Source organism: Enterobacter sp. AN-K1, assembly GCF_020971765.1.
Lineage (GTDB): Bacteria > Pseudomonadota > Gammaproteobacteria > Enterobacterales > Enterobacteriaceae > Enterobacter > Enterobacter hormaechei_C.
In genome coordinates, this window is sequence record NZ_CP087390.1 from 1,245,184 (window position 1) to 1,257,543 (window position 12,360).

The 12,360-nt window shown below is 56.9% G+C and carries 9 protein-coding genes; 3 read left to right on the forward strand and 6 right to left on the reverse strand.

The window, feature by feature from the left end; genetic code table 11:
• On the reverse strand, window positions 1-909 hold the full coding sequence (gene cysD / locus LOC22_RS06015) for a sulfate adenylyltransferase subunit CysD (RefSeq protein ID WP_006811770.1): 909 nt from the start codon (window positions 907-909) through the stop codon (window positions 1-3).
• A 9-nt stretch (window positions 910-918) separates the two neighbouring features.
• A complete protein-coding gene (gene cysG, locus LOC22_RS06020; RefSeq protein ID WP_023295340.1) occupies window positions 919-2,277 on the reverse strand; it encodes a siroheme synthase CysG in 1,359 nt (452 codons plus the stop codon).
• A gap of 237 nt (window positions 2,278-2,514) precedes the next feature.
• Here cysG and LOC22_RS06025 point away from each other — a divergent pair, with 237 nt between their 5' ends.
• Complete coding sequence (locus tag LOC22_RS06025) at window positions 2,515-3,558, forward strand: aminopeptidase (protein ID WP_015571715.1); 1,044 nt, start codon at window positions 2,515-2,517, stop codon at window positions 3,556-3,558.
• Window positions 3,559-3,651: 93 nt separating this feature from the next.
• Here LOC22_RS06025 and cysH read toward each other — a convergent pair whose 3' ends face one another.
• The 3 genes from cysH to cysJ all read right to left on the reverse strand — a co-directional run bounded on the left by cysH (window position 3,652) and on the right by cysJ (window position 8,003).
• Window positions 3,652-4,386, reverse strand: coding sequence for a phosphoadenosine phosphosulfate reductase (gene cysH, locus LOC22_RS06030; protein ID WP_017382820.1), 735 nt, complete (start codon window positions 4,384-4,386; stop codon window positions 3,652-3,654).
• Between the two features lie 99 nt (window positions 4,387-4,485).
• Window positions 4,486-6,198: an assimilatory sulfite reductase (NADPH) hemoprotein subunit gene (gene cysI, locus LOC22_RS06035; RefSeq protein WP_015571717.1), complete on the reverse strand. Its 1,713-nt coding sequence runs from the start codon at window positions 6,196-6,198 to the stop codon at window positions 4,486-4,488.
• Complete coding sequence (gene cysJ, locus LOC22_RS06040; RefSeq protein WP_032619140.1) at window positions 6,198-8,003, reverse strand: NADPH-dependent assimilatory sulfite reductase flavoprotein subunit; 1,806 nt, start codon at window positions 8,001-8,003, stop codon at window positions 6,198-6,200. Before cysJ ends, cysI begins: the two co-directional genes overlap by 1 nt.
• A 303-nt stretch (window positions 8,004-8,306) precedes the next feature.
• Here cysJ and queD point away from each other — a divergent pair, with 303 nt between their 5' ends.
• Window positions 8,307-8,672 (forward strand): 6-carboxytetrahydropterin synthase QueD, encoded by a 366-nt coding sequence (gene queD / locus LOC22_RS06045; RefSeq protein WP_006811776.1) that lies wholly within the window; start codon window positions 8,307-8,309, stop codon window positions 8,670-8,672.
• Here the strand turns inward: queD and LOC22_RS06050 are convergent.
• A complete protein-coding gene (locus LOC22_RS06050; RefSeq protein WP_230239426.1) occupies window positions 8,657-11,011 on the reverse strand; it encodes a helix-turn-helix domain-containing protein in 2,355 nt (784 codons plus the stop codon). The two genes, queD and LOC22_RS06050, sit on opposite strands and share 16 nt — an antisense overlap.
• Window positions 11,012-11,182: 171 nt before the next feature.
• Between LOC22_RS06050 and LOC22_RS06055 the strand changes: the two genes are divergently transcribed.
• Window positions 11,183-12,352, forward strand: coding sequence for a M20 aminoacylase family protein (locus LOC22_RS06055; protein WP_023304334.1), 1,170 nt, complete (start codon window positions 11,183-11,185; stop codon window positions 12,350-12,352).
• Window positions 12,353-12,360: the final 8 nt, after the last annotated feature.

Sequence of the window (12,360 nt, forward strand, 5' to 3'; positions counted from 1 at the left end):
TTAGAAATAACCCTGACGTTTCTTCAGCTCCATGGAGCCTGCCTGGTCGCGGTCAATCACGCGGCCCTGTCGCTCACTGGTGGTCGACACCAGCATCTCTTCGATGATCTCGGGCAGCGTCTGCGCACTGGATTCCACCGCGCCGGTCAACGGCCAGCAGCCGAGGGTGCGGAAACGGACCATCTGTTTTTTGATCACTTCGCCCGGCTGTAAATCAATGCGATCGTCGTCGATCATCATCAGCATGCCGTCGCGCTCCAGTACCGGGCGCTCGGCCGCCAGATACAGCGGAACGATCTCAATATTTTCCAGATAGATGTACTGCCAGATATCCAGCTCGGTCCAGTTGGAGAGCGGGAAGACGCGAATGCTTTCGCCCTTGTTGATCTGGCCGTTGTAGTTGTGCCACAGCTCCGGACGCTGGTTTTTCGGGTCCCAGCGGTGGAAGCGGTCGCGGAAGGAGTAGATACGCTCTTTGGCGCGGGATTTCTCTTCGTCACGGCGCGCGCCGCCGAAGGCCGCATCAAAACCGTATTTATTCAGCGCCTGCTTCAGCCCTTCGGTTTTCATGATGTCGGTATGCTTGGCGCTGCCGTGCACGAACGGGTTGATGCCCATCGCCACCCCTTCCGGGTTTTTGTGCACCAGCAGCTCGCAGCCGTAGGCTTTGGCGGTACGGTCACGAAACTCGTACATCTCGCGGAATTTCCAGCCGGTATCCACGTGCAGCAGCGGGAACGGCAGCGTACCCGGATAAAACGCTTTACGCGCCAGGTGCAGCATGACGCTGGAATCTTTACCGATGGAGTACATCATCACCGGGTTAGAAAACTCGGCGGCCACTTCGCGGATAATGTGGATACTTTCCGCTTCGAGCTGCCGCAGGTGAGTAAGTCGTTTTTGGTCCATAACCGTTCCTTAAGCCAAATTTATAACAGAAGCGCCAAAGCCTTCTGTGTCGGTTGTGTGTTGGAACCAGGCGAGCGTGCTGTGCAGCTGCACCACTTCTCCCACCACGATCAGGGCGGGCATTGGGGCGTCTTTCGCCAGGGTTGCAAGGTCTTGTAAGGTGCCGATGGCGACATGCTGATCGACGCGTGTCCCGCGGGAGATCACCGCTACTGGCGTCGTCGCATCGCGACCGTGCTGAATAAGCTGTTCGCTGATGTCAGCCGCTTTCATCGTGCCCATATAAATCGCCAGCGTTTGTCGGCTCTGGGCGAGATGCGACCAGTCAAACGGCGTGCTGTCGGCTTTATAGTGCCCGGTCACAAAGGTCACGCTCTGGGCGTAATCGCGATGGGTCAGCGGAATACCGGCGTAGGCCGTGACGGCAGACGCCGCCGTAATGCCGGGAACCACCTGGAACGGGACGCCCGCTTCGGCTGCCGCCTGCAACTCCTCGCCACCACGACCGAAGATAAACGGGTCGCCCCCTTTCAGGCGCACCACGGTCTTGCCCGCTTTCGCAGCGGCAATCAGCATCTGGTTGGTGTCGTGCTGGGGCACGGAGTGCTCGCCGGCACGTTTGCCGACGCAAATTTGCTCCGCGTCACGGCGGATCAGCTCGCGAATACCGTCGGTGACCAGGTGGTCATAGAACACGATATCCGCATCCTGAAGAACCTGGAGGCCACGCAGCGTGAGCAGCCCGGCATCGCCCGGCCCGGCGCCCACCAGAATGATCTCTCCGCCCGTACTGCCGGGGTTATCCAGTTCGTCTTCGAGAATTTGTTGCGCCGCCGTCTCGTTACCGGCCTGCATCAGGCTGGCAAAGCGGCCGCGAAACACACGCTCCCAGAAGCGACGGCGTTCCGTCACGCTGGTCAGACGCGTTTTCAAATGGTTGCGCCAGTAGCTGGCCTTCTCCGCCATGCGTCCGAGGCTGGTCGGCAGCAGCGCTTCGATTTTTTCTCTCAGCACGCGCGCCAGCACCGGGGCGGTGCCGCCGGAGGAGATCGCCACCAGCAGCGGCGAGCGGTCGACAATCGACGGGAAGATAAATGAACATAACGGCTGGTCGTCTACCACGTTCACCAGACGGTGACGGGCCTGAGCTGCGTCGGAGATGCGGCGGTTGAGCGGCCGATCTTCGGTTGCCGCAATCACCAGCACCACGCTGTCGATCTGAGACTCTTCAAAATCCGCCTCTGCAACGATCTGCACCTGCGCCCCGGCGCGTTGCAGGAAGGCGATTTTGCGATCGGCAATTTCACCCGTCCCGACAACCAGTACCGGTCGGTCTTTTAAGGCAGCAAAAAGGGGGAGATAGTCCACAGGCAACAACTCACTAACAACCACGAATAAAGGGACTATAGGGGGCGGCTTAGATCGAATGAAATTACGAATTGGAATGAGTAGTTACTCAATGGAATAACGCCGTGGAAAAGCAAATATCAAAAAGTGCTTAACACGCGAAATTTCGGGCATTTAGGAGCAATTCAAATTGTGTCTACCCGATCACAGTTTCATACTATGCGGGTTAAAATTTTGCTCTGTTTTTAAGGACTCACTATGTTTTCCGCAATGCGCCACCGATTCGTTGCCCTGGCGCTCGGCGTTTGCTTTATCCTTCCGGCTCAGGCAAAAAATCAATCTTACGGTGAAATAGCCAGTATGCAGGCGCGGCATATTGCGACGGTCTTTCCGGGCCGTATGACCGGAACCCCAGCCGAGATGCTCTCAGCAGACTATATCCGTCAGCAATTTGCGGATATGGGCTATGAGAGCGACATTCGCGCTTTCCACAGCCGCTACATCTATACCACACGCAATAAAACGCAAAACTGGCATAACGTAACCGGCAGCACGGTCATTGCGGCGCACGAAGGAAAGGCGGCTGAGCAGATTATTATTATGGCGCACCTTGATACCTACACGCCGTTGAGCGACGCCGATGTCGATAATAACCTCGGCGGGCTGACGCTTCAGGGACTGGATGACAATGCGGCGGGTCTGGGCGTGATGCTTGAGCTGGCCGAACGCCTGAAGAATATTCCGACGAAATACAGCATTCGCTTTGTTGCGACCAGCGGCGAAGAAGAAGGAAAACTCGGCGCTGAGAATCTCCTTAAGCGCATGAGCGCTGAGGAGAAGAAAAATACGTTGCTGGTGATTAACCTCGATAATCTGATCGTGGGGGATAAGCTCTATTTTAATAGCGGACAGAGCACACCGAGCAGCGTACGTAAACTCACCCGCGACCGCGCGCTGGCGCTTGCCCGCACACATGGCGTCTATGCCGCGACAAATCCGGGCGGTAACCCGCAGTATCCTAAAGGCACAGGCTGCTGTAATGACGGTGAAGTGTTTGATAAGGCGGGCATTCCGGTGCTGTACGTCGAGGCGACGAACTGGGCGCTGGGCAAAAAAGATGGCTATCAGCAGCGCAGCAAATCGAAAGCCTTTCCGGACGGGACCAGCTGGCATGATGTGCGGCTGGATAATCAGCAGCACATTGATAAAGCGCTGCCGCAGCGGATTGAGCACCGCAGCCGGGATGTCGTGAAAGTGATGCTGCCGCTGGTGAAGGAGCTGGCGAAAGCGGGGAAAGCCTGATGTCGTTAAGCCCGGTGGCGGCTACGCCTTACCGGGCCTACGTTTCGTGCCGTTGCAGGCCCGGTAAGCGCAGCGCCACCGGGCGAAAAAACATTACCCTTCGTGCAATCCGCACTCGCGCTTCAGCCCAAAGAATCGCGTCTCTTCTTCCGCCATTCCCGGTTCCCATTTACGCGTGGTGTGGGTGTCGCCTACCGACAGGTAGCCTTGATCCCACAGCGGATGGTACTTCAGCCCGTGCTTTTGCAGATACTGGTACACCGTGCGGTTATCCCAGTCGATGATCGGCAGCACTTTGAACACGCCGCGCTGCACCGCCAGCACCGGCAGCGTTGCCCGGCTCCCGGACTGCTCGCGGCGCAGGCCCGCGAACCAGGTCTGAGCGTTCAACTCTTTCAGCGCCCGGTTCATCGGCTCGACCTTGTTGATCTCATTGTATTTCTCAATGCCCTCAACGCCCTGTTCCCACAGCTTGCCGTAGCGCGCCTCCTGCCAGGCCGCGCTTTCCGTCGCGCGGTAAACTTTGAGGTTCAGCTTGAGCTTGTCCGTCAGCTCGTCAATAAACTGGTAGGTCTCCGGGAACAGATAGCCGGTATCGGTGAGGATCACCGGAATGTCCGGGCGGATCCGATTCACCAGGTGCAGGCTGACCGCCGCCTGGATGCCAAAGCTTGACGACAGCACATAGTCACCCGGCAGGTTTTCCAGCGCCCACGCCACGCGCCCTTCGGCGTCGAGTTTTTCCAGCTGGGCGTTGGTTTCTGCCAGGGCCAGAATGCGTTCGACTTTTGGCAGGTCATTTAGGGCGTTTAGATCGAGTACGGACATAAGAACCTCGTTTGCCTGTTTTGCCGGGCGGCACTGCGTTTGCCCGGCCTACAAAACCCGTAGGCCCGGTAAGCGAAGCGCCACCGGGCAAAGGATGTGTTACTCCCAGAAATCCCTGGCGGGATCGAGCACCGGGCGAATGATGCCCGCACGCACCGTAAAGTCGCCGAAGCCTTCACCCGCTTCACGCTCTTTCGCCCAGCGCCCGACAAGCTCGTCGATGGAATCAAGAATTTCCGGTTCCGTAATATTTTCACGGTACATACGCGGAATGCGCGTCCCCATACGGTTGCCGCCAAGGTGCACGTTGTAACGACCCGGCGCTTTGCCCACCAGACCCAGCTCGGCCAGCATCGCGCGACCGCAGCCGTTCGGGCAGCCGGTGACGCGCATAACAATATGCTCGTCCGGAATACCGTGTTTTTCCAGAATCGCTTCCACTTTATCAGTGAAGGACGGCAGGAAACGTTCCGCTTCGGCCATCGCCAGCGGGCAGGTCGGGAACGACACGCAGGCCATCGAGTTTTCACGCTGCGGTTTAACCGCATTCATCAACCCATGATCGCGCGCCAGCTTCTCGATCTTCGCCTTCTGGCTTTCCGGCACGCCGGCAATAATCAGGTTCTGGTTGGCGGTAATGCGGAACTCGCCTTTATGGATCTTAGCAATTTCCAGCAGACCGGTTTTCAGCGGGCGGCCCGGATAATCCAGAATACGACCGTTTTCAATAAACAGCGTCAGGTGCCATTTATTATCGATACCTTTTACCCAGCCAATGCGATCGCCGCGACCGGTGAATTCGTAAGGGCGGATCGGCTCAAACTTGATCCCCGCGCGACGCTCCACTTCTTCTTTGAACGTCTCGACGCCTACACGCTCCAGGGTGTATTTGGTTTTCGCGTTTTTACGGTCGGTACGGTTGCCCCAGTCGCGCTGGGTAGTAACCACCGCCTCAGCCACGGCCAGCGTGTGCTCCAGCGGCAGGAAGCCGAACTCGCTCGCGGTGCGGGCGTAGGTTTTCTTGTTCCCATGCTCGATGGACAAACCGCCGCCCACCAGCAGGTTAAAGCCGACCAGCTTGCCATTTTCGGCAATCGCCACGAAGTTCATGTCGTTGGCGTGCAGGTCGATATCGTTCTGCGGCGGGATAACCACCGTGGTCTTGAATTTGCGCGGCAGGTAGGTCTGACCGAGGATCGGCTCTTCGTCCGTGGTCGCGACTTTCTCCTGATCGAGCCAGATCTCCGCATAGGCACGCGTGCGTGGCAGCAGGTGCTCGGAGATCTTCTTCGCCCACTCGTACGCTTCGGCGTGCAGCTCGGACTCATACGGGTTCGAGGTGCAAAGCACGTTACGGTTCATGTCGTTGGCGGTCGCCAGCGCGTCCAGCCCCACGGAGTGCAGCATCTGGTGCACCGGCTTGACGTTTTTCTTCAGAATGCCGTGGAACTGGAAGGTCTGACGGTTAGTCAGACGGATGCTGCCGTAAATCGTGTTTTCACCGGCAAACTTGTCGATCGCCTGCCACTGTTTGGTGGTGATGATGCCACCCGGCAGGCGGCAGCGCAGCAGCATCGCATGACGCGGCTCCAGCTTCTGTTCGGCACGTTCGGCGCGGATATCGCGGTCGTCCTGCTGGTACATACCGTGGAAACGGATCAGCAGGAAGTTGTCGCCTTTGAAACCGCCGGTCAGGCCGTCATTTAAATCTTCGGCAATGGTACCGCGCAGGTAGTTGCTCTCTACCTTCATGCGCTCGGCATCAGACAGTTTGCCTTCGACCACCAGTGGGCCAGGATGTTTTTCGCTCATTAGTAGACATCTCGCTGATAACGGCGCTCTACGCGCAGCTCACTTAAAAATTCATCCGCCGTTTCGGCATCCATACCGCCGAATTCGGCAATCACTTCCAGCAGTGCCTGCTCAACGTCTTTCGCCATGCGATTGGCGTCGCCGCAGACATAAATGTGGGCGCCGTCATTGATCCAGCGCCACAGCTCTGCGCCCTGTTCGCGCAGTTTGTCTTGTACGTATACTTTTTCTTTCTGATCGCGGGACCAGGCCAGATCGATGCGGGTCAGCACGCCCTCTTTGACGTAGCGCTGCCATTCAACCTGGTAGAGGAAATCTTCAGTAAAATGCGGGTTGCCGAAGAACAGCCAGTTTTTACCCGGCGCCTCGTCCGCTGCACGCTGCTGCATAAAGGCGCGGAACGGTGCGATGCCGGTGCCCGGGCCAATCATGATCACCGGCGTTTCCGGGTTCGCCGGCAGGCGGAAGTTGTCGTTGTGTTCGATAAAGACGCGCACCTCGCCCTCTTCTTCCACGCGGTCGGCCAGGAAGCCCGACGCCCCACCCGCCCGCGCGCGGCCTTCGATGTCGTAACGCACCACGCCAACGGTGATGTGGACTTCGTTTTCCACTTCCGCCTGTGAAGAGGCGATGGAGTAAAGACGCGGCGTCAGCGGACGCAGCAGGCCGATCAGCGCGTCGGCATCCAGCTGTGCCGGGGAGAAACGCACCATGTCGACAATCGGCGTCGTCGCGGCGTAATGCTGTAACTTCACTTTGTCCCCCACCAGCGGCAGAAGGGACTCGCTGCGCGTTAAGGTGGCGTAGTTTTCAACGATATTGGCGGTGTTCACCGTCAGCTCGAAATGCCACTGAAGCGCCTCAGAGAGCGGTAAGGTTTTACCTTCCACCTGGACCGGCTCCGTGCCTTTCAGCCACAGCAGCTCGACCAGCTCTTTCACCAGCGCCGGATCGTTCTGATACCAGACGCCCAGCGCATCGCCAGGCTGATAACGCAGGCCGGAGTCACCGAGATCGATTTCGATATGGCGCACGTCTTTTTCCGAATCACGGCCCGTGATTTTCTGGTTTACCGACAGGCTCGCCGTCAGCGGCGCCTCTTTCGTGTAAGGGCTGGTGTGGATTTCGTTGACGGTGCCCGCTGCGGTAACGGCGGCTTGCGCTGGCGTCTCTTTCGGGACGCGGGCCTTCAGCACCTCAACGATGCGCGTCCGCCATTCGGCGGCGGCGGCCTGGTATTCGACATCAGCGTCTACGCGATCCAGCAGGCGCTCTGCACCCAGCTCCGCCAGCTTGCTGTCGAAGTCTTTACCGGACTGGCAGAAAAATTCATAGGACGTATCACCGAGGCCGAAGACGGCAAAGGCGGTGCCCTCCAGCCTGGGCGCTTTTTTCGAGAACAGGAACTTATGCAGCGCGACGGCTTCTTCCGCAGGCTCACCTTCCCCCTGCGTTGACGCCACCACCACCAGCAGTTTTTCTGACGCGATCTGTTTGAATTTATAATCCCCGGCGTTGACCAGGTTAACGTTCAGCTTCGCGGCGAGCAGGTCATCACGCAGCGCTTCGGCCACACGACGGGCATTACCCGTTTGCGAAGCGGAGATAAGCGTGATGGCAGGAATTTCAACGGCCGTTGGCGGGACGCCAGCCACAGCACCCGGCTGCTGATTGAGCATTCCCCAGAAATAGCCGGAGACCCAGGCGAGCTGGGTGGGTGAAAAATCGGAAGTCGCGGCCTGGAGGCGCGCCAGTTGCTCCGGGTTAAGGGGAAGCAAATTTGAAGGTGGGGCCTGTGTTGTCATGCGTCGTTATGTTCCAGTAGCAAAGCGGACTTTAAGCGAATAAATCCAAACTGAAGATAAGGTTAACGGCGGGGATAATAACAATTAAAGAAGGGATGGAAATAATAAATAACCAAATGGACTAACCTGTTTTAGTTATCGTTCTTAACGATAAAAGCGATTAAATAACTATTTGAAATAAAACAATAAAGGCCGATAAACACCATGAATACGAGGCGGTGACCGTTCAGAACCGTTTTAGTTAATGATAAAAATTGTGCTTTCCGGTACTATGCGGCGGTTTTTTCCGCATTCCTGAGAGCTATGATGTCCACCACACTGTTTAAAGATTTCACCTTCGAAGCCGCACACCACCTTCCACACGTTCCTGCCGGACACAAATGTGGCCGCCTGCATGGACACTCGTTTATGGTGCGTCTTGAAATCACCGGTGAAGTCGATCCCCATACGGGCTGGATCATGGACTTTGCCGAACTGAAGGCTGCGTTTAAGCCGACCTACGATCGTCTCGATCACTACTATCTGAATGATATTCCGGGCCTTGAAAACCCGACCAGCGAAGTGCTGGCGAAATGGATTTGGGATCAGATGAAACCGCTGGTTCCGCTGCTGAGCGCGGTGATGATCAAAGAGACCTGCACGGCAGGCTGCGTCTACCGCGGGGAGTGAATCTCCTCCGTTGCGGTCTCACGAGGCACGAGCGGCGTAAACTCGTAGAGCACCAGCGCATTACTCTCCAGTGATTCACTCAGTTGCCAGCCGTCATAAAGGCGTTCATCGCGTACGGAAAGCGTTGGACGCGCTTTATGCGCTATCCAGCGCCACATCTCTTCATCAGGGCCGCTTTCGCTGCCAACCCCTTCAAGTAACGGATAGAGCGCGCCGTTGTGCTGATCAAACAGATGACATTTAATTCGCCATTTACCGCGCATTCCCTTCAGGTGTAAATGATACTGCTGGCGAAAACGCTGGATGAATGCTTCTTCACTGGAAAGGAGCGGATTAAAAACCACCACATTACGCAGCAACAGCTGATAACCATTGCGATGGCGCGTAAGCAGGACACGCTTATCATTGACCAGCACCTCGCCCCGCAGACGTTGCCAGAGCCAGAGTACCCAATAAACCGGACGCGGCAGACCATGGTTATACTGTAGCGCCAGGCTTGAGGTATCGATGGTGTTGTTCGCACGAGCTTCTCCCTGAAGGCCCGAATTGAGCCAGAATCCCGCCAGCCAGACCTGCTCCGAAAGCCCGAGCAGGTTCTGCATCAGCAGCGCCCCACGAAAAAACCAGCCGTTTGTCGCCCGCGTGTTGCCGGTGAGGGTATTCCAGGAGAGAAGCCAGACGGGAAGCGAACTTTTTCGCAGGCGAAGGGCAGCGAGGATCTGGCGGACCTTCAGTATCGGATAATTTTCCGTTGAGGAGAGAGGGGTTGCCTCCAGCTGCGCGGGATCGAGAAGTTCATTAGCATCGGCAGAACAGGCAAGAAAATCGGCCTGCATCAGGATGGCTGAACTGAACAGGGTATCGTCGCTTACGCCCGCGCTGACGGGGGCAAATCGGTGCCATAAACCAAACTTTGCCTGCGGAAGATAAGTTCGTATTGCCTTTTGCTGGGCCAGCCAGACCTGCTCCCGGGTCTCCTCACTTGCCTGTGTTGACCAGTGCATGACGAAGTGCCAGCCCGCGGTGATCTCTGGCGAAAAATGATTAACCGACTGTTGTAAAAAACGGGTCAGAAGATCGCGACGGGTCGTTACGCCGGTGTGCAGTAGCACCGTCCACTGCTTTTTTGCCAGCCAGGTGAAGAGCTGATGCAGATTGTACCAGCAGGCGTAGCCCGCCATCTGGGGGTCATCCCACCCGGTGGCAAACAGACGACTGCTGAGAAAAGGTTCGGCGATATCAATTCCCTCAATGGGAATGGCCTCATTTATCGCCTCCAGATTTTGTCGAACGTCCTCACGCAGCAAATCGTCGAGCTCACGCAGGGTAATGACCACCCGCATACGGCGCAGCGAGGCAGAAAGAGGATTAAGCTGCTCAAGATCCAGGCTCTGCTCCTGCTGCGGATGAACGATGAGCGGCGAGGCTCCCCAACCGCGCGCCACCGGTTCATTGAGCAGGCTAAACAGCTTGTCCACGGCGACCGGATAGCGCTGCTCACGCCTGTCCGTCCGAATACGTGCCGCCTCCGGGTGCTGGCGCCGGGCCTTACGAAACTCACCCGGAGACATATTGTGAACACGCCTGAACCGATCGCTCATCATACGCGTGCTGGCGAAACCCTGCTCAAGCGCAATCTGGTGCAGCGGTCGGTTCGTCAGCCGGAGAGCGTCGGCCGCCTTTTCCAGCCGCAGGTGGGTGATGTACTGCATGAAACTGATCCCCACCTCCTTGCGAAAGAGACGAGAGAGCCAGGCTTCAGAGACATATTCACTCGCGGCGATTTCCGCAAGCGTAATACGGCGGGAATAACTGGCATTGATCCGCTCTATCACCCGGGCGATGCGTTTGCTGTGCGCTGAGGAAAGTTCCCGGGACAGCATACGGGCAGGCTGTTGAAAGCGGCTGGTCAGCAACAGCAATATCTCGCTCAGCCAGCGGTACGCCTCCAGCCGGTAGCGGTGCGGGTCGTTGATGAGGGTGACCACAAGAAGCTGGCGCAGCAGATCGCGAAGCGCATCGCATTGGGGCCAGACGCCTCCGGCTTCTGCCGGTACAGCATAATCATGGGCAAAAAAATCATTGCAGAGCTGGACGACCCAGCGCCCGGAAAGGGTTACGCGCAGGGTGACATTTGCCGTTTCGCTCGTGAACTGCCAGCGCCGATGACGGTTGATGATAGCAAGGGTATTGGCCTCCAGGATGTCATGTCCCACATCGGTGTTCAGCTCTGCCCGCCCTTCCAGCACCCAGAGCAACGTTAGCGTATCGCCTTCATCCTCCACGCAGTGGCGAATGTCCTGAATCTCTATCCAAAACTCATCTCCCCGTTGCGCCATCTTACCCCTCACCAAAGACAAAAAATGACCTGATCTTTTTTGTCATAACTGAATTGTATGAAAAACAATCAAAATAAAGCCGTCGCTTTACAACAAAAAAATGCATTTTCAGGCGGGACGATCGTCATAGACTCGAAATTATCATCGTTTGGCAGAAAAAGGATAACAAAAATGACACATCCAATTATCGAAGCTCTGCGTGGCAACGAAGCCCGGTTCACTGAATTACGTCACTATTTTCATCAGCATCCTGAAATTGGTTTTGAGGAGCACAACACGAGCGATCGCGTTGCAGCGCTGCTTCAGGAATGGGGATATGAGGTTCATCGCGGCCTGGCGAAAACCGGTGTGGTCGGCACACTGAAGGTGGGTAACGGGCATAAACGCCTGGGCCTGCGCGCCGATATGGATGCGCTGCCAATGCAGGAAAACAACGGCAAGGCGTGGAGCAGTACCGTTGAGGGTAAATTCCACGGCTGCGGTCATGACGGCCACACCACAACGCTCCTGTATGCAGCGGAGTACCTGGCACGCACCCGCAATTTTAACGGCACGCTGCACCTTATTTTTCAGCCCGCGGAAGAACTTCTGTATGGCGGACGCGTTATGGTAGAGGACGGTTTGTTTGACCTGTTCCCCTGCGACCACATCTTTGGTCTACACAATATGCCGTCACAGCCCCTCGGAAAAATTGGTCTGCGCGATGGCGCCATGATGGCCTCTTCCGACACCCTTCATATTGAGGTTAACGGCGTGGGTGGTCACGGCGCGGTGCCAGAACATACCGTTGACGCCACCCTGGTTGCCTGTCATATCACTATCGCGTTGCAGTCCATTGTTTCGCGCAACATTACCCCCTTCCAGCCAGCCGTCGTTACCGTAGGCAGCATTCAGGCCGGGCACGCCCCTAACATTATCAACGACAAAGTATTGATGAAACTTACCGTGCGCACGCTGGATGAAAGCGTGCGGCAAACCGTGCTACAGCGTATCCATGATATCGCCGTTGCACAGGCGGAAAGTTTCAATGCGACGGCCACCATTCGACACATTAACGGCAGCCCGGTGCTGAAAAACAATCCGCAAGCCAACGAGATGGTGCGCAGCGTCGCCACCGATCTGTTCGGTCAGGATGCCGTCGCGGAGGTCAATGCGTTTATGGGCAGCGAGGACTTTGCTTTCATGCTCGAGAAAAATCCCAATGGATGCTATTTCACGCTTGGCGCCGGGGATGAGCCTGACCGCTGCATGGTACATAACCCGGGCTACGACTTTAACGACAACATTCTCCTCACCGGCGCGGCGCTGTGGGCCGCACTGACCGAACACTATCTGCGCTGATTCGCACC

Bases quoted from the DNA above. Each gene is read 5' to 3' on its own strand.
- cysD (WP_006811770.1), bottom strand. From the start codon at position 909: ATGGACCAAAAACGACTTACTCACCTGCGGCAGCTCGAAGCGGAAAGT.
- LOC22_RS06025 (WP_015571715.1), top strand. From the start codon at position 2,515: ATGTTTTCCGCAATGCGCCACCGATTCGTTGCCCTGGCGCTCGGCGTT.
- cysH (WP_017382820.1), bottom strand. From the start codon at position 4,386: ATGTCCGTACTCGATCTAAACGCCCTAAATGACCTGCCAAAAGTCGAA.
- cysI (WP_015571717.1), bottom strand. From the start codon at position 6,198: ATGAGCGAAAAACATCCTGGCCCACTGGTGGTCGAAGGCAAACTGTCT.
- cysJ (WP_032619140.1), bottom strand. From the start codon at position 8,003: ATGACAACACAGGCCCCACCTTCAAATTTGCTTCCCCTTAACCCGGAG.
- queD (WP_006811776.1), top strand. From the start codon at position 8,307: ATGATGTCCACCACACTGTTTAAAGATTTCACCTTCGAAGCCGCACAC.
- LOC22_RS06050 (WP_230239426.1), bottom strand. From the start codon at position 11,011: ATGGCGCAACGGGGAGATGAGTTTTGGATAGAGATTCAGGACATTCGC.
- LOC22_RS06055 (WP_023304334.1), top strand. From the start codon at position 11,183: ATGACACATCCAATTATCGAAGCTCTGCGTGGCAACGAAGCCCGGTTC.